Annotated in this window: 18 protein-coding genes and 2 pseudogenes; 7 read left to right on the top strand and 13 right to left on the bottom strand. The window is 68.8% G+C overall.

Features of this window, described 5'->3' with window-relative positions:
• Positions 1–56: 56 nt before the first annotated feature.
• A pseudogene (locus tag ACG83_RS47090) lies at positions 57–374 on the bottom strand (hypothetical protein); the annotation flags it as partial.
• Positions 375–1,131: 757 nt separating this feature from the next.
• Between ACG83_RS47090 and ACG83_RS29920 the strand changes: the two are divergent.
• A complete protein-coding gene (locus ACG83_RS29920; RefSeq protein ID WP_054569562.1) occupies positions 1,132–1,770 on the top strand; it encodes a phosphotransferase family protein in 639 nt (212 codons plus the stop codon).
• 51 nt (positions 1,771–1,821) lie between these two features.
• Here the strand turns inward: ACG83_RS29920 and ACG83_RS29915 are convergent, their stop codons facing one another.
• From ACG83_RS29915 to ACG83_RS29905, 3 genes are all read right to left on the bottom strand, one after another.
• Complete coding sequence (locus ACG83_RS29915) at positions 1,822–2,697, bottom strand: toll/interleukin-1 receptor domain-containing protein (protein ID WP_054569561.1); 876 nt, start codon at positions 2,695–2,697, stop codon at positions 1,822–1,824.
• A 93-nt stretch (positions 2,698–2,790) separates the two neighbouring features.
• The gene (locus ACG83_RS29910) at positions 2,791–3,003 is read right to left on the bottom strand and encodes a hypothetical protein (RefSeq protein ID WP_054569560.1); all 213 of its coding nucleotides are present in this window, start codon (positions 3,001–3,003) and stop codon (positions 2,791–2,793) included.
• Between the two features lie 514 nt (positions 3,004–3,517).
• A complete protein-coding gene (locus ACG83_RS29905; RefSeq protein ID WP_083473673.1) occupies positions 3,518–3,862 on the bottom strand; it encodes a hypothetical protein in 345 nt (114 codons plus the stop codon).
• A gap of 1,008 nt (positions 3,863–4,870) precedes the next feature.
• Here ACG83_RS29905 and ACG83_RS29900 point away from each other — a divergent pair.
• Positions 4,871–5,206, top strand: coding sequence for a helix-turn-helix domain-containing protein (locus ACG83_RS29900; protein WP_235498280.1), 336 nt, complete (start codon positions 4,871–4,873; stop codon positions 5,204–5,206).
• Between the two features lie 458 nt (positions 5,207–5,664).
• On the opposite strand, the gene ACG83_RS29895 is transcribed toward ACG83_RS29900, so the two are convergent.
• Both ACG83_RS29895 and ACG83_RS29890 read right to left on the bottom strand, forming a co-directional pair.
• Positions 5,665–5,874: a PIN domain-containing protein gene (locus ACG83_RS29895; RefSeq protein WP_054569558.1), complete on the bottom strand. Its 210-nt coding sequence runs from the start codon at positions 5,872–5,874 to the stop codon at positions 5,665–5,667.
• Positions 5,874–6,131 carry a hypothetical protein gene (locus ACG83_RS29890; RefSeq protein WP_054569557.1) on the bottom strand — a complete coding sequence of 86 codons (258 nt, stop codon included), beginning with the start codon at positions 6,129–6,131 and terminating at the stop codon, positions 5,874–5,876. The genes ACG83_RS29895 and ACG83_RS29890 overlap by 1 nt, the downstream gene beginning before the upstream one ends.
• A gap of 338 nt (positions 6,132–6,469) precedes the next feature.
• Between ACG83_RS29890 and ACG83_RS29885 the strand changes: the two genes are divergently transcribed.
• From ACG83_RS29885 to ACG83_RS29875, 3 genes are all read left to right on the top strand, one after another.
• A complete protein-coding gene (locus ACG83_RS29885) occupies positions 6,470–7,060 on the top strand; it encodes a TetR/AcrR family transcriptional regulator (RefSeq protein ID WP_054569556.1) in 591 nt (196 codons plus the stop codon).
• A gap of 144 nt (positions 7,061–7,204) precedes the next feature.
• Complete coding sequence (locus ACG83_RS29880) at positions 7,205–7,915, top strand: type 1 glutamine amidotransferase domain-containing protein (RefSeq protein ID WP_054569555.1); 711 nt, start codon at positions 7,205–7,207, stop codon at positions 7,913–7,915.
• On the top strand, positions 7,912–8,247 hold the full coding sequence (locus tag ACG83_RS29875) for a TfoX/Sxy family protein (RefSeq protein ID WP_054569554.1): 336 nt from the start codon (positions 7,912–7,914) through the stop codon (positions 8,245–8,247). The genes ACG83_RS29880 and ACG83_RS29875 overlap by 4 nt, the downstream gene beginning before the upstream one ends.
• A 61-nt stretch (positions 8,248–8,308) precedes the next feature.
• On the opposite strand, the gene ACG83_RS29870 is transcribed toward ACG83_RS29875, so the two are convergent.
• From ACG83_RS29870 to ACG83_RS29855, 4 genes are all read right to left on the bottom strand, one after another.
• Positions 8,309–9,844, bottom strand: a complete 1,536-nt coding sequence (locus ACG83_RS29870) for an MFS transporter (protein WP_083473672.1) — start codon at positions 9,842–9,844, stop codon at positions 8,309–8,311.
• 85 nt (positions 9,845–9,929) lie between these two features.
• On the bottom strand, positions 9,930–10,853 hold the full coding sequence (locus ACG83_RS29865; RefSeq protein WP_083473671.1) for an SDR family NAD(P)-dependent oxidoreductase: 924 nt from the start codon (positions 10,851–10,853) through the stop codon (positions 9,930–9,932).
• A 46-nt stretch (positions 10,854–10,899) separates the two neighbouring features.
• On the bottom strand, positions 10,900–12,147 hold the full coding sequence (locus tag ACG83_RS29860; RefSeq protein ID WP_054569656.1) for a pyridoxal phosphate-dependent aminotransferase family protein: 1,248 nt from the start codon (positions 12,145–12,147) through the stop codon (positions 10,900–10,902).
• Between the two features lie 27 nt (positions 12,148–12,174).
• Positions 12,175–13,302 carry a sulfotransferase gene (locus tag ACG83_RS29855; protein WP_054569552.1) on the bottom strand — a complete coding sequence of 376 codons (1,128 nt, stop codon included), beginning with the start codon at positions 13,300–13,302 and terminating at the stop codon, positions 12,175–12,177.
• A gap of 314 nt (positions 13,303–13,616) precedes the next feature.
• Here ACG83_RS29855 and ACG83_RS29850 point away from each other — a divergent pair.
• Positions 13,617–13,829 (top strand): annotated as a pseudogene (locus tag ACG83_RS29850) (hypothetical protein); the annotation flags it as partial.
• Positions 13,830–13,991: 162 nt separating this feature from the next.
• On the opposite strand, the gene ACG83_RS29845 reads toward ACG83_RS29850, so the two are convergent.
• On the bottom strand, positions 13,992–18,251 hold the full coding sequence (locus tag ACG83_RS29845; protein ID WP_083473670.1) for a TIR domain-containing protein: 4,260 nt from the start codon (positions 18,249–18,251) through the stop codon (positions 13,992–13,994).
• A gap of 442 nt (positions 18,252–18,693) precedes the next feature.
• Here ACG83_RS29845 and ACG83_RS29840 point away from each other — a divergent pair, with 442 nt between their 5' ends.
• Entirely contained in the window at positions 18,694–18,942 is a 249-nt protein-coding gene (locus ACG83_RS29840) for a hypothetical protein (protein ID WP_054569550.1), read from the top strand.
• 113 nt (positions 18,943–19,055) lie between these two features.
• Here the strand turns inward: ACG83_RS29840 and ACG83_RS29835 are convergent, their stop codons facing one another.
• Both ACG83_RS29835 and ACG83_RS29830 read right to left on the bottom strand, forming a co-directional pair.
• A complete protein-coding gene (locus tag ACG83_RS29835) occupies positions 19,056–19,622 on the bottom strand; it encodes a dihydrofolate reductase family protein (RefSeq protein ID WP_054569549.1) in 567 nt (188 codons plus the stop codon).
• Positions 19,623–19,731: 109 nt separating this feature from the next.
• Positions 19,732–21,588, bottom strand: coding sequence for a WD40 repeat domain-containing protein (locus tag ACG83_RS29830; RefSeq protein WP_054569548.1), 1,857 nt, complete (start codon positions 21,586–21,588; stop codon positions 19,732–19,734).
• Positions 21,589–21,608 lie beyond the last annotated feature (20 nt).

The following is a 21,608-nucleotide window of genomic DNA, read 5'->3' as shown; positions in this document are numbered from 1 at the left end:
ACATCGTCCTCGACGCGAACACCCAGGTCACAGCCTTGATCAATAGTGAAGCTCAAGATAACCAGCGCGAAGATGAGTAGGCGTCGCGCTATACGGATGACGTCTGCGGGTCCGTCGTGCAGGGTGAGGTAGCGCATGCCCAGAAGGAGCCCGACGACGGATAGATCAACTGCGGGTGCCACGAGGAACGCGACGTAGGTCGGGACCCCGAGGCGGATGCCGAGTGTGGCGACGTTGCCCAAGCCGAAGAGGAAGGTGAGCCCGACGACGGTTCCGACGATCACGGTCACCATGCGGGCGGTTCCGTTCGGACCCGCCAGGTCTACGGAACGTGTGTTCGATTCGAGGGGCGAGATTGCTGGCTGGGTGCTCACTGGGCATCACCCCTGGCCAGGGGCCTCGTGGAGACCGGTCGGACAGCGATCTCAGGACCTTGAACCAAGATCAGGCGGTTCTTATTGTGGTGCGTTAGGTCCACCGAAACCCCTGGTAGATGGCCCTTTTCGCGGCTCCCGGACTGACTCTAGAGCAAGGTCATCCCGTACTTACCCCGCACTTTGAGGCGATCTTGACGGTCGCTTTCGGTGTTCATCGGTGCCATTCAAGCTTGCTCGCCACTCCCGCCAAATCGGCCAAAATGTGACCTGCAACACGTGCTTGGCGATGGGGATGCAGGCGCTCCCGGACGTGCTCGGCGGGTCGGTGCGCGATGCTCTCGAACGGGACAACTCGCCCACGTTGACGGTGCGTCGGTCCTAGGGTGGTGGTCACGGAGTGCGCCGAGACGGGAACATCGCCGTGACCCTGAACGTGTACCGGGTGCCCATGGCCCGCTGTTCACGCAGCGTGCACGCCGATCGCTGGAGACCTCGGCGTCTCCTGCTCGCCGGTCGCCTGCGGGACCGGTGACGACGCCGCGGCATGGAAAGAGTCCGACGCTCGGATGGCGGCGTTCGATGCCCTTGCCCGTCTGGGGGTCGATCCGCCCGAACTGGACCTTCTGAGGTTCGGCGAGAACGCGCTGTACGCCTACCCGCCCCGTCGTCTCGTGGTGCGCGTCGCCCGCCCGGGAACCTCGCCGGAGCACGTCGCCCGGACCATCGCGTTCGTGGGCCGATCGCAGAACGGGGGATGGAGGTCTCCGAGCCTGCCACCGTTCCCGGTATCGACCAGCCGATGGTCATGTCGACCGGCGTCGTGAGCCTGCGGATCCTGTACGACGTCGACAGCGACTGTCGGGTGAGCCCGCATGAACTCGGTGGTCCGCTCCGACACTTCCATGACCTGGCCGCGTCGGAACGGGCCCTGGTCGATGAGTGGGACCCGCTCGCGCTGATCCGCCCGCGGCTGGCCGCCGCCCACCGTGACGGCATCACCCGGGAACTCACCGATCCTCTGGAAGCGCCCTTGGCACGCCTTGAATCCGACGTGCCCGCCATGACGTCGGAACTCGGCAACGGCGTGATCCACTGCGACATGCATTACGGCAACGTCATGTGCCTTCCGGGCCGCCGACTGCTGCTCATCGACTTCGATGCGATCGCCCGCGGCCCCCGGGAATGGGACCTCGTCCCCAACCTGGTCACCTATCGGCGGTTCGGCATGTCCGATGCCGAGTACGACGATTTCTCCGGCGCTTACGGCTACGATCTGCGCTCGTCCCCGCACGTCGAAACAAATGAAGAGGTGAGTGTTCCGTTGCTCGCCGATGCCTCCAGCAGCCACAATGACACCTGTCCGGGCGGAGGCGGGCACTTGCTATTTGGGTGATCGCTGTCGTCTCGGATGCCGTTTACCGAGCTGATCTGAGGTCCACCGCAGCTACTCGGCGGTGGTGAGGGTGTCGGGGTGGTCGGGGCCGAGGGTGGTTCGTCGGCGGGTGAGGGTGTCGTCGAGCAGGGTCCGTGCGGCAGCATGCTCCCCAAGCCCATGAAGGCTGACCCCGAGGCTGTTGGCGGTGGTGAGGGTGTCGGGGTGGTCGGGGCCGAGGGTGGTTCGTCGGCGGGTGAGGGTGTCGTCGAGCAGGGTCCGTGCGGCGGCGTGCTCACCAAGCTCGTTCAGGCTGACCCCGAGGTTGTGGGCGGCGGTGAGGGCGTCGGGGTGGTCGGGGCCGAAGGTGGTGCGTTGCGGGTCGAGCAGGTCTTGGAGGTCGTGGGGAACGGGGGAGATGTCCGCAGGAAACGCTGGTTCGTGGGCTTGTGCTGTGAGGCGGCGTACGGGGAAGCCAGGTGGGGTCATGGGTTTGGCGCGTCCGGTGAGCGCATGACGGACGTGGTCGAGGAGGTGCGGGCCGGCTTGGTCTGCGTCGTGGGGGAACAGGTCGATGGACACGACGGCGCCGAGGAGTCCGGGTCGTGGGCAGTCCTCGATGCGGATCGGGAGGAGTTTGCGTTCGAAGCCGTGGGGGTCGGCGGCATGGGCGGCCTGCCATTCGGTCTGGCCGTAGATCGAAGTCAGGTAGGCGTCGGAGAGTACGGCGATGGTGCGTCGTGAGTGTTGGACGCCTTGTTGCATGCGGATCTGCCAGTTCGATCCGGCGACGAAGTCCCAGGCTTGGACCAGCACGCGGTAGCCGGCTTCTTCGAGCTGCCAGGAGATCCACTCCGCCCAGTCGCGGTCAACGGCCGTGTAGGAGACGAAGAAGTCCCAGCCCGGATCAGAACCGGTCGCGCTGTCCGCGTTGCCCCCGTCGGTCACCCGAACAGTGTGCCACCGGTGCAGAACGCATCAGATCGTCCTGCACCCGGATTGAGTGAGGCCCGTTCCGGGCAGGTGCCGCGGCCAGGATGATCAGGTGTCGCCGCGCCATCCGGGGCGGTTGCGGTCTGCCCAGGCTTCGACGTCGGCACGCCACCACAGGCGGATGCGTGGCCTGGTGAAGGCGGGGTCTGGGAAGCCCTTCATGCGGGAGACGGTGTCCGCGCGCGACCGCGAGATGCCGAGCATCCCGGCGAGATCGGTGATGTCGGCAAGATCCCGATCTAGGTCAACGTCGCGAGCCATGATGCCGTGACGCTAAGTGAGTGTACGTCGGCCTGCATGTAGCTGGGTGTATGTCGACCTGGCCACTAGCTAGGTGTACATAGCCTGTTCGCGTTACGCTCATGCCTCCCGGTCGACATCGACCAGGGGCCATAAAGACGAACTCGCCCGAACGCGGCACGTCCCGGCGAGTTCTCGGCGATCGCCTTCTCTCGAAAGGATCACGCCGTGCCCCACAGTCAACCAGTCCCTACGGGCTCCGGGACGCTGCACGCGCACGACGAACACCCGCCCGCACCGTGGAAGCGGAGCACGTCCGGGGGTACCGACACGCGGATATCGGGCCTGGACATCGACAGCTCGTCCGGCGCCGAGGTACCTGCGGATGTTGTCCGGTGAGCACCTCAACGTTCCCGGTCGCGGTGCGGCCGACCGATGCGCAGATGGCCGCAGCGTGGGCCAGGTTGGCGGAGCGGGACGAGGACAGCGACTCGTTCGCCGCGGGTTACCTCAGCGCGGTCGTCCAGAAGATCGCTCACGGTGGGGAACTCGGCGCGTTGGACGTCGACCATGCCGGGGCGGCCGTCGGTCGCCTGACGGCACCGTCGGTCAGCTCCGGCACAGGAAAATCCGAACTGGCCAGGACGAGGGTGGTGGCTGGTCCTCCGATAACGGTGTCCTCGGCTTGGGCGTCGTGGCGCGCAGCGGTTTCGATGGCGGTGAGGCGGTTGTGGACGGCGCCTGCGAAACCGGCGAGCCAGGTCCGTCGTAACGCGCGGATGTCGTCGCCGGGCGAGATGGGGGTGGTGGCGAGGCCGTGGGTGCTTTGGATCAGGAGCGAGGTGTAGAGGATCTGGGTTCGTTCGAGGTCGGCGGTCATGCCGAACAGGCGGCCCTCGATTACGCGGTGGCCGTTCTCGTCGCGGGTGTGTTGGACGAGGAGGCACCCGAGACGGCTGGCGACGGGGGTGAGGAGACCGCCGAGCTGTTCTTGCTCGGGATATTTGGGACTTGCGTGGAATAGGCCAGCGACAGTACGGCGACCCGGGTTACTTCAATTCGGGAATCCAGGGATTGCTTGGGTATTATCGAAAGACAGGAATGATGGGTGGCGCAGAAGGGATTCGGCCCAAGACGACCTCCTGGGTCGCATCCCTTCGTGGGTCGCCGGAGTTGGCGCGCCTCGTGGGTGGTGTGCCCGTGCTTTGCTATGATTATACGATGCGCGATTCCACTGATTTCCTGCGGCGGATAGATGAAGATCAGGAGCTCTCGGCACTCCTGGCGGACGCGTTTGAATTTGACGTCAGACGAAAGGCGTGTCGTGGATCTCCAAGGTTGGCTTCCGGGCTACCACTCGAAGCTATTGCTGGAGATTTTACGGGTGGCAGGTTCTATCTGTGTGGCGTGGTAGGTTCCCCCCGTCCTGTGCTGTACGCGAGCTCGGAAGGTGATGCTGGAATTATCGCGACCGACTTACGTGAGGCACTCGTGCTGGTGGTTGGCTTTCCCTACTGGAGAGACTCCCTAGGGTATTCTGCGGGTGGGGACTTGAGCGCAATGGAGTCGGCGACAGATCTTCTCTGTCGCGACATGCTGGCAGATCGTCCGGCGATAGAGGCTGAGCAATCGTGGGTCGCCGAGTCACTCTGCGTGCCCCTCGAAGCCCCCTCGGTATTGGTGGCCCGTCTTCGTGCGGCCGTGAAGAGTGCAGGTCCAGATTTTTCTTTTTTTGATGACACCGGCGAGTATGGTAGCCTGTTTGGCTCATTTCCGCCTAGCCGTAATCGACGTTGGCAGTAGGCTACTTCCTGGTGTTCCGAGTCTTTAGTTCATTTATGGATCGTAGAATGGCGACACGCCTGGACCGACCGCCGTGCAGATCGTGATGACCGGCGAGGAGCGGCAGGTGCTGGAGAGTTGGGTGCGTCGTCCGAAGACGTCACAGGCGCCCACGCAGCGGTCGCGGATTGTGTTGGCGTGCGCGGAGGGTTGGACGAACGGGCAGGTCGTGGCGGCGGTCGGGGTGCCCCTGTCGACGGTGGCGAAGTGGCGGAAGCGGATCGCCGCCGATCGGCTGGAAGGGCTGTCTGACGAGCCTCGGTCGGGTCGGCTGCGGACTGTGTCCGACCGGACCGATCATGGCGTGGCAGCTGGACTTCTCCGAGTACGAGACCGCATCCGCATCCGGCGCCATAGCCCGGGCCAGAACGGCGTCCGCTAACGTGGCCGTAGGAGCGGGAAGCCGGCGCGGCCGTGCGAGGGGCTACCCGTTCGCAACGGAGGCGTCGGGGACGAAGAGGCCGGGAAAGGCTCCCATGAGGTCGGGATCGACGAGGTCCCGGACCTCGTCCCAGAAGAAAGATCCTCGTTGAGGAGGGCCAGATCCCCTTCGGCTAACCCGGCCGCCACCGCCGTGTCCCGTTCACCGACCTGCTGACCTACCGGGAGCGACGGCGCGCCGAGCGTCGGGCCGCACTGGAGCGGATGACCGACGATGCCACCGAGGCGGGATTTTACGAGGCCAGGATCGAGGACTACAAGGCCGCCCTCATAGCAGCCAGGCGGTGATCTGCCGGCACGACGGCGCCCTGATACCCCCGTCACAGTCGTGCTGGATGCCTGCGTCCTCGTGCCGATCTCGCTCGCCGACACGCTTCTGCGCGCCGCGGAGAAAGGTCTCTACCGGCTGCTGTGGTCCCAGCGCATTCTCGCCGACGCGCGCTTCTCCAGCAGTGTTGGCAGGTAGCGCCGTGCGTCAGCGAATGCGACCTCGGGGGCGAAGAAGCTGACCCGCTCGGAGTGATCGAGGATGATCTGGCGGACACGACGCCCGAGGACGGCCCGGATCAGGATGTTGGCATCCAGAACCAGTCGCCGCTGGATCTCCACTACCGGCTCTCTCCGCGTCGGGCTTCCTTGTAGTCCTCGACGAGTTCATCGATCTCGGTCTCGTCGAGCGCCAGCATCTCGTCGAGTCGCGCCGCCGCGGACCTCAGTGCGGCGATCTCGGCCGTGAGGTCGGTCTTTGTCGGGATGAAGAACCCCACCGTCCGGCCGTGCCGCGTTACCGCGATCGGGTGGTCGGCGGCGATGTAGTCCGCGAGTCCAGCGCGGAACTCACGGATCCCCACCTTCGTCGTGGCCATGGAGCCCTCCTTGTGTACCGGTGTGTACACAACACTACACCGCATGGCTCGCCTTCGTCGTGTCCACGGATGTCGGTGGCCCGGACCAGCCGGCCAAGCCCCACGGATCCTCCTGACTGTTACCAGCACCGTGCCGTCTGGCAGCAGGTAGGTGGATCTTCCGGTGTCGAGCGGAGCGGGTACCCCTGCCCCGTCGGCCCGCCTGCCTGATCCCGACCGTCGGACGGGCGGGCGGGCCGCCCCGCTTCCTGGCCGACCGGCGGCGCCGGGTTGACAGGTCTGGACGCTCCGCTAGATTTGTGGTCGATCGACCAACTATTTGGAAGTGGCGGAGGGCGATGGGGCGGCGGCAGCTGTTCGACTCCGACGAGGTCCTGCTGACGATGATGCAGCTGTTCCGCCGGCAGGGCTTCCACGCCACGTCTCTGCGGGACCTGGAGGCCGCGACCGGGCTGCATCCCGGGAGTCTGCATCGCTCGTTCGGGAACAAGGACGAGATCTTCCGGTCCGTGCTGGACGCCTACGTCGACAGGGTGGTCCGCGGCCGGGTCGCCGAGCACCTCGAACGAGTCGACGATCCGCTCGCCGGCGTCCGCGGCTACTTCACTTCGACGTTCGAGACCGGGCTGGATCGTGACCCCGGCTGTCTGGTGACGAACAGCGCGGTGGAGTCCTACGCGCTCGACGAGCTCACCACCCGCGGCGTGCGGCGCGGGCTGGACGCCATCGAGCAGGGCTTCGCCGGTGCGGTGGAACGTGCCCGCGCGGCTGGGCAGGTCCCGGCAGGCCCGCCCGCTGCCCGTCTCGCGCTGCGGCTGCTGGTCGACTACCAGGGTGTGCTGGTCCTGGTGCGGTCCGGCGCCGCACCATCCCGGCTGCGGCAGGTCACCGACGACATCGTGACCTCGCTGCGCAAACCACCTGGCTGACCAGCCACCCGCTCCGCCGAAGCGGTTCACCCTCGGCCAGGCGCGAAACAGCGCCCGAACCCGGCCCGGGGCACGCCAGCCCTTCGCTGGCTGATCGACCACCTACGTCCGCTTCACCGTGCTCAGATTCTCCTGGAGGCTCCTTTGTCCGGCTCCCGAGCAGTGCTCGTCCTCACCTCGCACGCCCGCTTCGGCGACTCCGACCGTCCCACCGGCTTCTGGTACGAGGAACTCGCCGCCCCGTACCACGCCCTGACCGACGCCGGAATCGAGGTCATCCTCGCCTCGCCCGCCGGCGGGCAGCCTCCTGTCGACCCCGCCAGCCTCGCCCCGGCCGCGGCCACCGACGCGGTGGACCGGTTCCGTGCCGATCCCGACGCCCTTGCCCGCCTCGCGGCGACCGTGCCGCTGGCCGGCCTGGATGGCGGCGCGTTCGACAGCGTGTTCCTGGTCGGCGGGCACGGGACGATGTGGGACTTCCCCGCCAACCCGCCACTCGCCGACCTGCTGACCTCGGTTCTGTCCCGGGGCGGGACGGTCGGGGCGGTCTGCCACGGCGCCGCCGCGCTCGTGGACCTCCATGTCGGTGGACGCCCCGTAGTCAACGGCCGGCAGCTGACCGCGTTCAGCGACAGTGAGGAGGAACTGGTCGCCGCGACCGGCCTCGTACCGTTCTCCTTGGAACAGCGGCTGCGCTCGCTGGGCGCGAACTACCGCGCGGGCCGGCCCTTCGCCCCGCACGTCCTGCGCGACGGCCAGCTCGTCACCGGACAGAACCCGGCCTCCTCGACCCGGGTCGCCGAACTTGTCATCGAGACGGCTCGGCCGGTCCGGACCGCCCCCACCCGGCCGTGAGCGGGCAGCGCGACCTCGCCGAGCACGTTCTCGACCAGGTCGAAGGGCTCGGCGGGATGAGCCTGCGACGGTTCTTCGGCGGCTGGGCGATCTGCCACGCCGGCCGCCAGGTCGCCATGGTCATGGACACCGTCTACGTCAGGGTCCCCGACCGGGAACGGCCGGCGTGGGAGAGCGCGGGCAGTCGGCCGTTCACCTACCAGGCGGCAGGCGGAACCGTGACCGTCCGCGCCTACTACAGCGTCCCCGACGACGCGCTCGACGACCGCGAAGCCCTCACCGATCTCGTCCGCCACGCCATCGGCGGCCTCGCTGGACCGGTGGGGACGTGAGGGCCGTCGCCTTCGTCGATGCCAGCCGAGACCCCGCCGGCCGCGGTGGGACCGGCGGCGTTCACCTGCTCGGCGCGGGCGGTGGCGGGGATGGCGCCTCGGGCTCGGGTGGCGCCGGCCGGGGGGTGAAGAGCGCTGCGGTCCGGGCCGCGGTTTCCCGCGCCCAGCGGCCGGTGGTGAGAACGCCGAGTGCGGCGATGGTCAGTCCGCAGCCGGTCATGATCCACCAGGGTGGTGCGCTGGTTGGGTCGATGGCCGCCGTTCCGGAGCCATCTGCGAAGCGATGGGCGGCCACCGAGCCGAAGACCGCCACACCGAGGGCGATGCCGATCTGCCGGCTGGTACCGGCGATCGCTCCCGCGACGCCTGCCTGGGCGAGCGGCATGCCGGACACCGCGATGTTCGTGGTCGGGGCGCTGACCATTCCGAACCCGACGCCGAACAGCACGTACGCGCAGATGACCGGCGCGAGACCCTCGTAGCTGCTCAGGAAGGACAGGATGACTCCGCTGGCGGGTATCGCGATCCCGGCGATGATCAGCGCCGGTCGAGGGCCGTGGCTGGCCACGAGGCGACCGGAGATCGGCGACGTCAGCGTCGCGACGGCCGCCATCGGGAGTGTCAGCAGGCCGGCGTCCATCGCGGAGTAGCCGCGCACGGCCTGGAGGTAGAGGGTGTTCAGGAAGAGGAACCCGGCCATTGCCGCGTACGCGCAGATCGCGATGGCTGTGGCCCCGGAGAACGGTGCGCTGCGGAAGAACCGCACATCCAACAGGGCGTCCGGGCGCCGCTTCTCCCATGCGACCAGCCCGGCGAGAGCGAGGGCGCTGGCGATGAACATGGCGACTGTCGGTGGGGAGGCCCAGCCGGCCTCCGGCGCCTCGATGATCGCGTAGGTGACCGTACCGAAGGTGACGGCGACGAGCACCTGGCCTGCCGGGTCGAAACGCCGGGCCCGCGGCGCCAGCGACTCGGGTAGATATCGTCCGGCGAGAATCAGTGCGAGGGCGCCGACCGGTACGTTGAGCCAGAAGATCGACCGCCAGCCGATCGTGTCGACCAGCAGCCCGCCGACAACCGGCCCGAGCGCCAGGCTCAGACCGACGATCCCGCCCCACAGGCCGATCGCACGCGCTCGCTCGCGGTGATCGGTGAAGGTGTTGGTGATGATTGCCAGCGCGACGGGGTTGAGCATCGAGCCGCCGACCGCCTGGACCATCCGGAATGCAGTCAGCCAACCGAGCCCGGGCGCCAGGCTGCACAGCAACGAGCCGATCGAGAAGAGTGTCAGTCCGGTTCGGAACACGCGCCTTCGTCCGAACCGGTCACCCATCGAGCCGGAGAACAGCAGCAGGCTTGCCATGACCAGGCTGTAGGCGTCCACGGCCCACTGCAGCCCGGAGTCCGCGGCGTGCAGGTCGCTCCTGATCGACGGCAGGCCGACGTTGAGGATCGTCGCGTCCATCGCGACCACGAACACGCTTGTGCAGCAGATCGCCAGCACCACCCGCCGCCGGCCGGCGGCCAGCCCTCCCGACACCGCGTCGCCAGCACCGCGGACGACGTCGACGCCAGGTGGCTGCGGAATGGACGCCATCAGCGCTCCGATCGTTGTGGGCGGCGAAATGCCAGGCCAGAAGCCTGGAACTACGCGCCGCAGGTGCTCGGCCGCCCGGCGGCGGCTACGGCCGCAGGCCGATCAGCCGGCGGGTCAGCCGCTCGTAGGCCGGCCAGGGGAGCAGGGCGTGCAGCGCAAGCTTGATCCAGGCGTCGGTGCCGATCGGATGACGCAGGCGCGGGCGCCTGCGGGTGGCCAGGGTCGCGACCAGTTCCGCGACCTCGTCGGGGTCACGCAGGTGGTGGGCGATGTACTCGCCGTAGAACGCGCGCAGCCGGACGAAGTCGTCCGCGTAGGGCGACTCGACCGGGACGGGGGCGTCCAGCAGCGGCGTGTCGTAGATCGGCGTCCGGTAGGAGCCCGGTTCGACGAGCACCACGTCGATGCCCGAGTGCCGCAGTTCCAGCCGCAGGGTCTCGGCGTACCCCTCGAGAGCGAACTTCGAGGCGCAGTAGACGCCGAGCAGGGGAGTCGGTGCCCGCCCGCCCACGCTGGAGATCATCACCACCCGGCCCCGGCCCCGTGCCCGCATCGCGGGCAGGACGGCGTTGGTCATCGCGACCTGGCCGAACAGGTTGGTCTCGAACACCGATCGCCACTGCGCCAGCGGTGCCTCCTCGACGAAGTTCGGCGGCGCTGTCCCCGCGTTGTTGACCAGTACGTCGATACGGCCGGTCGCGGCCAGGACGTCGGCGACGGTCTCGTCGATCGTCCGCTGGTCGGTGACGTCCAACCGGAGCACCGTGACGTGCTCGTCGGCGACCTTGTCGAGCGCGCCGCGGCGGCCCAGGTCGCGCAGGGTGGCGACGACGTGGAACCCCCGCCGGACCAGCGCCGGGACGCTGCGCAGGCCGATGCCGCTCGAACACCCGGTGACCAGGGCGACTGGTCGCCCCGCTGGCCGGGCGACCAGCGGGGCGACCAACGGGGTGAGCGGCCGGGGGATCGCCGCGGACGGTGACGCAGGGTCTGGTGACTGGGAATCCATGGTGCCCCTCGCTCGGCCCGGCCCGCGGCAGGTTTGTTGGGCGCTGTCAGAAACCGTGGATCGTGCGGAGCTCGGCCAGCGTTTCGACGAAACCGTCGAGCTGCTCGTCGGACAGCCGATTGTTCACGAGCAGACGGATCACCGCCTCGTTCCTCCGGACCGCCGGATAGACGAACATCGGCACCAGGTAGCCGCGCTCGAGAAAATCCCGCCGTACCCGAACAGCGGTCTCGTTGGAACCGACGGCGATCGAGGTGACGAAGGTCGGCGTGGAATTGATGGTGCATCCGACCGCGATCAGACGTTCCCGCAGCCGGTCAATCCGGTCGAGATATCGCTCCATCACCGACGGGTCGCGCCGCATCCGGTCGAGCACGTGTGTGATGGCCTGCGCGGTGGGCGGCTGGATGTTCGTCGTGAAAATCGACGTGCCTGACAGGAAACGGAACGCGTCGATGGCGTCCGCCGGCCCGACGATGGCGCCGCCGGACAGGCCGACGGCCTTTCCGAACGACACCATCCGGAAAGTGGCGCGGCGCAGTGCCTCGTATTCCGCCGCGAACCGGTGGCCACCGTTGCCGTACGCCATGAACCCGTTGGCGTCGTCGACGAAACTGACCGCCCCGAACTCCTCGCAGGCATCGAGGATCTCGCCCACAGGCGCCATCGAGCCGTCGGACGAGTAGACCGTCTCGAAACCGACCACGACCCGCCGGTCGCCCAGCTCGGCCAGCAGCTTGCGCAGCTCCGCGACGTCGTTGTGCTCGAAGTCGAACAGGTTGCGCCCGTACTTGAACCCGTCGGCGGCCTTCCACATGCTCCAGTGGCTGTCCCGGTCGAGTACGAGGACCATGTCGGCGTTGTTCACCCCGGGTTCGTCGGCGAACGAGAACCGGGCCTTCATCGCGTGGACGAAACCGAAGTTCGCCAGCAGGCCGGTGGCGAAGGTGAGGGCCTTCTCCTGACCGGTGATCTCTGCCACCAGCTTCTCGAGTTCCAGGTGCGGCCGGGAAAGGCCCTGGACCAGCCGCGAACCGCCGACGACCAGGCCGTACTCGGCCGCCGCGGCGGCGAAGACCCTGCGGACCTCCGGGTCATGCTGCCAACCCAGGATGCCGATGCCGGAGAAGTTGACCATAGGGCGGCCGTCGACGCTGATGACCGCGTCGTTGACCCCGTCCAGCTCGGGGGTGTCGATGAACTCGCCGGTCCGCCGGGTCTGCGCGATCCATTCGGAGAAACCCCACCGGGCCAGGGCCGCTTCCGCCGTCCCGGTGGGCGCCGTCGTGGTCATCATGTCTCCGTTCGGTGCGGTGGGCGGTCAGACCACACCGGCGAGGCGGGCGTCGGCCTGCTCGGCGGTGACGCCGAACTCGGCGAGGTCATAACGGTGGGAGCGCAGCCGGTCGTCCTCGGTGAGCACCTCGGCCATGGCGGCGCGGGCATGCTCGGGCACCGGGCGGCCGAGCCGCTCGTAGATTCCGGCGACGACCCCGTGCGGGTCGGCGGTGAACTCGTCGAACTCCACGTCGTGGAAATGGGCCTGGTCGTGGCGGGCCCGGTCCGCCGCGAAGCGGGTCAGGGCCCGGTCGGCCAGCTCGAGCAGGGCCGGGCCGATCGCGTCGCCGTGGAAGCTGGTCGACTTGCCCGCCGCGAGCCGGCTCACCATGCTGCAGGCCGAGCCGAGCACGGTGCTGGCCGGCCGGCGGTGGGTGTGCACGATCAGCGCGTCCGGATAGGTGGCCAGCAGGGCGTCCAGGCACAGCATGTGGCCGGAGTACTTGAGCACCCAGGTCCGGCCGGGCGTGGGCAGCCCGATCAGCTGCAGGTTGCGGCGGTGGCGCTCGTAGGCGGCCGTCCAGTCCTGCCCGGCCAGCCAGCTCGAGTAGGTCGGCACGTGCCCGGTGAACTCGAAGAAGGCCGACATCATCGACTGACGGGTGAGCAGCCAGCATTCCTCGACCTTCGCCGCGTCCCGGTTGTGGATACCGAGATAGCCCGGGTTCCGATCCAGGAATGCCTGGATCGCCCCCTGGACGAGCTGGAAGATCGGGTCGTCGGCCCAGCTCGGGCGCGGCGGACGGGGACGCGGAGCGGCGCCCAGCCACAGTTCCAGGCCCTGATGGGCCGGATCGGCGGTCAGCAGCCGGTGCAGCGTGGTCGTGCCGGTGCGGGGCATTCCGATGATGAACAGCGGCCGTTCGATCGGAACCTCGGCGTACTCGGGATAGCGCTGCCAGCCGGCCTCGCTGAACAGGCGGGCCACCAGAATGTCGCGCAACTCGTCGCGGGCCATCGCGACGCCGAGCGGTGTGAGGTCGGCCTCGTCCTGGTAGGCGGCCAGGATGATCTCAAGCCCCTCATGATAATCGGGCGGACCGAAATCGGTGAGGCCGGTCAGGGCCGTGGCGGCGGCGTGAATGTCGTCAACTGTTCCGACCTTGTCCACTGCGGATGCTCCCGTGATTCGCCGATGGCCGTTTCTCGAGAAGCGGGATCCTTCCAGGGTATGTTCGCAGGCGCTGAGAAACCCCGACAAGTAATGCACCGAACCGATTCGTACCCGCAATCGATCCATCGCCTCGTGCTTCAGTGCGGCCGGATGGTTCGCGTATCATTGCCACTCGATGGATTCTCCTGAATCCCGATCGGCCAACTTTCAGTGGTGGCCGATCCTTGGCCGGAACGGGATATGACCAGCCAAAAGTGCCGACGGTTGTCGGCTGCTGAGCAATGGGCCGCCGACCGACAGGTTGACCGCGGGTGCTCCCAGCAGCGCTGTCGACCAAAACCCCTGATGGAGATCTCGCCGAGCTCTCTGACGAGATGGCGATCAGCGCCGTGATGCTCGCTGAGCTGTCCGCCGGGCCACATGAGGTACGGCGGAGCGGCGAGCGGGACCTGTACGGCGAGCACGAGGAACGCGCGCGGCGGATGGAGACCCATCAGCGCGCCGAGAACGACTCCGACCCGCTGGCCGGATCGCCGTGCGGTCCGTAGAACCCTATCCGGCGGAACTGGGCCGAACACCTGCGCTGTGCGGAATCAGGCTGCGCCGAGGTCGGTGTCGCCGAGCGAGCGGATCGCTGCGATCCAGACGCGGCCTCGGTCAACAGAGCCTGTCAGGCCCGATCGTGGTCAGCCGGCTGGGCGTCGGTTTCCGCACGAGTCACGGTACGGATCAGTGTCCATATCGGAGACAGACTTACGCCATTCAGACTCGGTCAGACCATGATTTACCAGCCGGCACGCCACCTCGAAGGCATGCTCCCGTAGCCATTGCAGCTCCTCGACATCCCACAACCGCACTGTCCCCTCGTAGCCGCTGGTTGCCAGCAGCCCGTCCGGCCCGAACGCCACCGCAGACACCCAGCCGGTGTGGTCGAGGGGCTGGCCGAGGGGGCGGACCTGCTCAGGGTTCGAGGTGTCCCACAGCCGCACTGCCCCGTCGCCGTCGAGGCTGCTGGTTGCCAGCAGCCCGTCCGGCCCGAACGCCACCGCAGACACCCGGCCGGTGTCGTCGAAGGGCTGGCCGAGGGGGCGGACCTGCCCACGATTCGAGGTGTCCCACAGCCGCACTGCCCCGTCGCCGTCGAGGCTGCTGGTTGCCAGCAGCCCGTCCGGCCCGAACGCCATCGCGGACACCCAGCTGGCGTGGCCGGTGAAGGGCTGGCCGAGAGGGCGGACCTGCTCAGGGTTCGAGGTGTCCCACAGCCGCACTGCCCCGTCGCCGTCACTGGTTGCCAGCAGCCCGTCCGGCCCGAACGCCATCGCGGACACCCAGCTGGCGTGGCCGGTGAAGGGCTGGCCGAGAGGGCGGACCTGCTCAGGGTTCGAGGTGTCCCACAATCGCACCGTCCCGTCGTTGCCGCTGGTTGCCAGCAGCCCGTCTGGCCCGAACACCACCGCGTTCACCGGGCCGGTCTGGCCGAGGGGTTGGCCGACAGGGTGAACATGCTCGTGGTTCGAGGTGTCCCACAGCCGCACCGTCCCGCCGCCGCTGCTGCTGTTGCTGCTGCTGGTGGCGAGCAGTCCGTCTGGTCCGAAGGTCACCGCGTAGACCGGGTCGGTGTGGTTGAGGGGTTGGCCGAGGGGGTGGACCTGCTCGTGGTTCGAGGTGTCCCACAGCCGCACCGTCCCGCCGCCGCCGCCGCCGCCGCCGCTGCTGCTGCTGCTGGTGGCGAGCAGTCCGTCCGGTCCGAAGGTCACCGCGTTCACCGGGTCGGTGTGGTTGAGAGGTTGGCCGACGGGGTGAACATGTCCATGGTTCGAGGTGTCCCACAGCCGTATCCCCCCGTGTCCGTCGCTGTCGCTGTTAGTGGCCAGCAACCCGTCCGGCCCGAACGCCACCGCGGGCCCCCAGCCGAAGGGCTGGCCGAGGGGGTGGGCTTTCTCGGGGTTCGAGGTGTCCCACAGCCGCACCGTCCCGCCGCCGCTGCTGTTGCGGCTGCTGGTGGCGAGCAGTCCGTCTGGTCCGAAGGCCACCGCGTTCACCGGGCCGGTCTGGTCGAGGGGTTGGCCGACGGGGTGAACATGCTCGTGGTTCGAGGTGTCCCACAGCCACACCGTCCCGTCGCTGCTGCTGGTGGCGAGCAGTCCGTCTGGTCCGAAGGCCACCGCGTTCACCGGGCCGGTGTGGTCGAGGGGTTGGCCGAGGGGGCGGACCTGCTCAGGGTTCGAGGTGTCCCACAGCCACACCGTCCCGTCGCTGCTGCTGGTGGCGAGCAGTCCGTCTGGTCCGAAGGCCACCGCGTACGCCGTGCCGGTGTCGAGGGGCTGGCCGAGAGGGTGGACCTGCTCAGGGTTCGAGGTGTCCCACAACCGCACCTGCCCGCATCCGTCGCTGTCGCTGCTGCTGGTGGCGAGCAGTCCGTCTGGCCCGAACTCCACCGCGTACACCCTGTCGATGTGGTCGAGGAACTGGCCGAGGGGGCGGGCCTGCTCAGGGTTCGAGGTGTCCCACAACCGCACTTCCCCGTGTCCGTACCTGTCGCCGCCGCCGTCGTCGTCGTCGCTGCCGGTGGCCAGCAGTCCGTCTGGCCCGAACGCCATTGCGGACACCCGGCCGGTGTGGTCGAGGGACTGGCCGAGGGGGCGGGCCTGCTCAGGGTTCGAGGTGTCCCATAACCGCACTTCCCCGTGTCCGTATCCGTCGCCGCCGCCGGTGGCGAGCAGCCCGTCCGACCCGAACGCGACCACGGATGCAGGACCGGTGAGGTCGGAGAGGGCGGCTGGGAGAGCGGGTAATTCAGCAAAGGTGTCGAGGAGGTTGCCGCGAATGCGTGCTGTCGTGTCATCCCCGGGCGCAAGGGAGCCCGCGGCCACCGCGTATCGCAGCGCGGCGGTCGGATCATCCTCACGACTGGTGTCGGCCAGAGTGAGCAGCCGGTCAGCGACCGCAGTGCGCCGGCGATCCTCCGCGATCTGGCTTTGCCGGTTGGCGATCTGGCTCTGCCGGTCAGCGCTCTGACGCTGCAGCTCAGCGACGACACCGAGGCTGGTTGCGACCAGTAGCAGCACGCTGAGGATGCTGAACGCCGCGACCAACCGCTGCCGCCCCCGTCGGCGGCCGGCCTTTAAGAACTCGAGGGTCGTCGGGGTGAGTTCTCCGTCTCCCAAAGCGGTGAGAGCGGCTCCGGCCAGACCGCGGGGCCACAGCCGGTCCGCAACCCGGCCATGGCGTTTCCACTCCGCCGCGGCGGCGTCCGCCTGGCTGCGCTGCCGCAGCCGATCGGAGGCCATCCTGATCGCCCTGGTCAGCGGTGGCCAAGCGATCAGTAGCCGCTCGTGGGCCACCTCGACGGTCGCTGCACCCCCCCGAACGGCGTCCACAGTCAGCAGCCTTTTCGTCACGAACGGCACCAGCGCCGCCCGCACCCCACCCGGCAGATCCTCCAACGGGACACGCCGACGTGCCGGCCGCTCCTCCTCATCCACGGAGACCAGGTGCAGCAGAGCGGCCAGCACCTGATCCCCGTGGTGTCCGGAGGCCGCGGTCGCTTCCGCCAGTGCCGCGGCCGCGTGTGCGACCAGCGCACCCTGAACCCCGCCAACCGCCTTGTACAAGGCCCCCGACAACACCGTGGCCCCACTCTGGCGAGCTCGCGCGTACAGCTGTGACAGCGTGTACGCCAGCAGCGGCAGTCCCTGCCCGTCCCCGGTATCGGCCACCATCCGCGCGACCAACTCATCCTCGACGTCCAGGCCCGCCAACCCCGCCGGCCCAGTGATCACCAGTGGCAGCAGATCCCGTTCCAGCGGCTGCACCAACTCCACCCGCACCCGCAACCCGACCCGCGCAGTCTGCTCGGACAGTCCGTCCAGGTACTCCGACCGAACAGTCGCCACCACCCGCACGGGCCCACCGGCCGCTGCCGCCAGCAACCCGAAGAACCATTCCTGCTGCCCTGTGCTCGTCCCCGGACTCAGCAGTTCCTCGGCCTGATCCACGATCAGCAGCAGCCGCCGTGCTCGGGCCGCCCTCAGCAGTTGCCGGGCCAAGCCCACCACCGCGTCTGGCTCCTCCAGCCGGGCGGCCAGACTGTCCATGGTCCAGTCGAACCCGAGGCCGCGGCCCGCCTCCGCCAGTACTCCCGCCACCGCCGTGATCGGCCCACCGCCGGCCACCAGCGGCGCTGTCACCAGCCAATCGGCGTCCTCCGCCAACGTCGGGGCGAGCCCTGCCGCCACCAGCGACGACTTCCCGCACCCCGACGGGCCCGCCACCGCCAGCAAGCCGCCGGCGTCCGGGCCGCTCAATGCCTCAACCAGCCGGCGGGTGTCCTCCTCCCGGCCTTTGAACACCGCCGCGCGGCTCGCGTCGAACGCGTCCAACCCGGGAAACGGCGACCGGCCCGGCTGCCACACCGCCTCCCACACTCCCGTAAGCCCCGGAAAACCGACGCCGCCAGGAAACGATGGTGGTTCCGTCGGCTTCCCCCGCATCCCACCCGCCGCTGCCAACAGCCGCCGCCGCCCGACTTCCTCCTCGACTCCGAACAAATCCACTCCGACCAGCTGCCCCAACAAACCCGGCCGCGCGCAGTCCTCCACTCGCACTGCCAGCAGCTTCCGCCCCGTCCCCGACGGATCTGCCGCCCATGCCGCCTGCCACTCCGCCTCACCGAACGCACAGGTCAGATAAGCCGCCGAAAGCACTGCCACCGTTCGCTCGGCCTCAATCGCGGCCCGATGCATCTCATGCACAAAGTGTGCACCCGCACCGAAATCCCATGCCTGGACAAGTACCCGGTAACCGGCTGCTTCGAGCTGCCAGGAAATCCACTCGGCCCAGCTCTTATCGCTCTCCGTATAAGAAACGAAGAAATCCAGGTGCCGCCCGGCCGGCCCGCCCGCAGCCGCATCGTCCCCACCCGCTGGTAGGACCCCCGTCCCCATACCCACAGCCTGCCAGCTCGCGACTAACCGTCACAACCCACCTCGCGCGCTGATCCGACGGTGCGTGGACCTCAGGCGCCTCGTCCGAGTTGGCGATGGCGTCGTGGGCACGCGCCGGCCCTCTTCGTCGACCGGCTTGACGTCGACCCCGCCGATGGGACGTCAGAGGCACGGACCGGCAGTTCCCAACCGCGCTGGGCCGCACATCATCCGGCCGCGGACCGGCACCGCACGATATCTACCGTGGAGCGCATCCGCATCTGCGGTTGGACCGGATTTGGCCGCCATCGGTCTGGGATTGGTCTCGCAGGACGACCGCGGCACGCCAGATGCCGGTGCGCTCTGACACCTCGGGAGGCGCGTGGTTCGGGTCGGTGTCGCTGCGAGAGGCTGGCCCTCGTACGAATCGAACAGATCGCTCCCATGCCCCAAGGAGGCTCCCGTGACCGACACGAACACCTACGCGTTCGTCGACGCTGACACCCTCGACGTCCGGATCGTCCGTGGTGAGGCTGACACGGAAGGCACCATCGTCGGCCGCCTCGACGCCGCCGACGTCCCCACCCTCAGCGAGGCCGCCGACAAGCTGCTCGCGACCGTCGGTTTCCGCTCCGTCGGCGACTGGAGCACTGTTGAGGGTGGCCTGTTCACCGTCGTCGAGGAGACCGCGGCGGTGCCGACGGCCGGCTGACCGGCGACCACGAGCGCCCCGGTCTGGGTCCAGGCCGGGGTTTCTCTTTGCCCGGACAGGACGATGAGGGCGGCACCCGCCGAACATCGGCCCGTGACTCCCGGACGGGGCGTTCAGCGCCTCGTCTCGTACCTGGTCAGGACCACGCCGCCGGGAAACGTCCGTGTCTCCAGCAGGTTCAGGTTCGTCCAACTGTCCAGCGCGGTGAAGAACGGGGTGCCCCCGCCCGTCAGAACCGGGTAGGTGGCCAGCGCGTACTCGTCGATCAGCCCGGCCCGCATGGCCGCCCCGGCGAGCATCGCACCGCCGATGGTCATCGGGCCGCCGTCCTCGGCCTTGAGCCGGGTGATCTCGGCGATCGCGTCGCCGGTGACCAGACGGGTGTTCCAGTCGACCTTGTCGATCGTCGAGGAGAACACCACCTTCGGCGTGTCCCGCCAGTTCCGCGCGAACTCGATCTCCGCCGGGGTGGCGCCCGGCACCTGGTCGCCGGTCGGCCAGTAGGAGCTCATCGTCTCCCACAGCTTGCGCCCATACAGGGCCAGGCCGCTCGCCCGGTCCTGGTCGAGCCACCACCCGAACAGCTCGTCGCTCGGCGGCCCGCCCCAGCCGATGTCGTCGCCGGGCGCGGCGATGTAGCCGTCCAGGGTCAGGTTCATGCCGTAGATCAGTTTCCGCATGGCGCCAGCCTTCCGTGAGTCGGTCCCAGACATACAGACCGGCGCGCCGCGAGAAACTCATCGGTGCGCCATCCAGACCGCAGGCCCTGAAGGTCGTTTCCGGTGTTCGTCAATGCCGCTCAAGCTCGCTCGCCACTCCCGCCACTCCCGCCACTCCCGCCATTTCGCCCGCGGCCGGTGTCGTCGGCGTCCAGATGAGGACCGTCCGGTCGTCCGCGGCGGAGGCGAGAGCGGTACGGCCGTCGGGCAGCGGGACAGCCGCGAGTGCGTTCACCCAGCCGGTGTGTCCGATGAGGGGGGTCAGGATCGGCTGGCCGCTGGCGGGGTTCCAGAGCCGGACTGACTCGTCCCAGCCGGCGGAGGCGAGCAGGATGTTCCCACCTGGTAGCGGCACTGTTCCTGGTAGCGGCACTGCTGCCAATGTGTTCACCCAGCCTGTGTGTCCGATGAGTGGCTCGGCGGCTGGTTCGCCGGTTGCCGGGTCCCAGAGTCGGACCGTCGTGTCGGCTCCGGCGGAGGCGAGCAGGGTGCGGCCGTCGGGCAGTGGCACGGCGGTGAGCGCGATGACCGCCCTGGCATGTCCGGCGAGGGGCTCGGTGGCCGGCTCGCCGGTGTTCGGATCCCAGAGCCGGATCGTCCTGTCGGCTCCGGCGGAGGCGACCAGCGTCCGGCCGTCGGCGCCCGGGACCGTCGCCAGCGCGTTCACCCAGCTGGTGTGTCCGATGAGTGGCTCGGCGGCTGGTTCGCCGGTGGCCGGGTCCCAGAGCCGTATGGTCTCGTCGTGTCCGGCGCAGGCCAGCAGGGTGCGGTTGTCCGGCAGAGTGAACGCCGTCAACGCGGTGGACGGGCCGGGAGCCCCGAGCGGGTCGGCGGCCAGCCGTCCGCTGGTCAGGTCCCACAGCCACAGAGGTTCGGACTCTCCGGTGCCGGCGAGCAGAACTCGGCCGTCGGACAGGGTGGTCGTTGCCAGCGTGGTCACCGACCGGCTGGGTCCGGTGAGCGGACCCACTGCTGGCTCACCGGTGGCTACGTCCCACAGCCAGACCGTCAGATCCTCGGTGGCGAGGGCGAGCAGGCTGTGGCCGTCGGGCATGGGGACCGCCGTGAGCGCGGTCACCGAGCCGATGCGGCCGACGTGATCGCGGGCGGAACCGGCCCACATCGCGGTCTGGATCGTCCAACGACTCGTGGTGTGTCGGACGCACGCCTCGGCGAGGTCGTGCGCGCCCGTCTTGCGTGCCCAGACGTGCAGCCACCAGCGGCGTGGGTCGTGCGGGCGGGCCCTCCAGTCGTGCAGCGTCCGCTCGTAGGCGATCAACGCCGCGCGCGCCGCCGTCGACTGCAGGGCCAGCCGGTAGCGCAGAAGACTTTGCGGAGAGCAGGTGGCCAGGAAGACGGGGTCACTTGCCAGGCTCTCGATCAGGCCGGCCAACGCTGCATGCTCGGCGAGATGCGCCATCGCGTAGGCGGGCATCATCGGCGTACCGTGCGTGCCGGCGGTCGCCGAGGCCATCAGGTCGGCGGCGATACGCGCGTGGGCCGCCCGGACGGCGGCGGACAGCTCGTACGACAGATGGCGCAGATCCTCGTTCTCGCTGTCGTCTAGGGCGTCGCCGGCGCAGAAGTCGCGCAGGCTCTGGTGCCGAACCAGGAAACGGTCGGGGTCGCCGTCACGGCGGACCGCGAGGAACGGACGGAACATCCCGCGGACCAGCGCCCGGGCGTCGGCCTCGGCGATGCCCGCCCACAAGGCCAGGGTGCTTGCCGGCTGCGGTTCGCGTATCGCGGCCAGCGTGGCGAGCATCGGCAGTCCTTGGGCCTGCCACCGATCGCCGAGCTCCGCGCGCCCGCGGGCCACATTGTCGGCGTAGTACGCGGCCAGCCCGGCGGGGAGCCGTGCGACATCGGCCGGATCACGGCGCTGGTCACGGATCTCGTCAAGCACGGTCAGCGCGTAGATCCACACCCCGCCGGAACGGTCCAGCA

Origin of the sequence: Frankia sp. R43 (assembly GCF_001306465.1) — a bacterium.
In the GTDB taxonomy this organism is placed as follows: domain Bacteria; phylum Actinomycetota; class Actinomycetes; order Frankiales; family Frankiaceae; genus Parafrankia; species Parafrankia irregularis.
Note: the sequence above shows the minus strand (reverse complement) of the source record. Positions and strands in the feature narration are given on the sequence as shown.

What these genes read in the sequence shown, in the direction of transcription:
- ACG83_RS29905 (WP_083473673.1), bottom strand. Translation starts at nt 3,862, where the DNA reads ATGACCGCCGACCTCGAACGAACCCAGATCCTCTACACCTCGCTCCTG.
- ACG83_RS29900 (WP_235498280.1), top strand. Translation starts at nt 4,871, where the DNA reads ATGACCGGCGAGGAGCGGCAGGTGCTGGAGAGTTGGGTGCGTCGTCCG.
- ACG83_RS29870 (WP_083473672.1), bottom strand. Translation starts at nt 9,844, where the DNA reads ATGGCGTCCATTCCGCAGCCACCTGGCGTCGACGTCGTCCGCGGTGCT.
- ACG83_RS29865 (WP_083473671.1), bottom strand. Translation starts at nt 10,853, where the DNA reads ATGGATTCCCAGTCACCAGACCCTGCGTCACCGTCCGCGGCGATCCCC.
- ACG83_RS29910 (WP_054569560.1), bottom strand. Translation starts at nt 3,003, where the DNA reads ATGGCTCGCGACGTTGACCTAGATCGGGATCTTGCCGACATCACCGAT.
- ACG83_RS29890 (WP_054569557.1), bottom strand. Translation starts at nt 6,131, where the DNA reads ATGGCCACGACGAAGGTGGGGATCCGTGAGTTCCGCGCTGGACTCGCG.
- ACG83_RS29835 (WP_054569549.1), bottom strand. Translation starts at nt 19,622, where the DNA reads ATGCGGAAACTGATCTACGGCATGAACCTGACCCTGGACGGCTACATC.
- ACG83_RS29860 (WP_054569656.1), bottom strand. Translation starts at nt 12,147, where the DNA reads ATGACCACGACGGCGCCCACCGGGACGGCGGAAGCGGCCCTGGCCCGG.
- ACG83_RS29885 (WP_054569556.1), top strand. Translation starts at nt 6,470, where the DNA reads ATGGGGCGGCGGCAGCTGTTCGACTCCGACGAGGTCCTGCTGACGATG.
- ACG83_RS29920 (WP_054569562.1), top strand. Translation starts at nt 1,132, where the DNA reads ATGGAGGTCTCCGAGCCTGCCACCGTTCCCGGTATCGACCAGCCGATG.
- ACG83_RS29845 (WP_083473670.1), bottom strand. Translation starts at nt 18,251, where the DNA reads ATGGGGACGGGGGTCCTACCAGCGGGTGGGGACGATGCGGCTGCGGGC.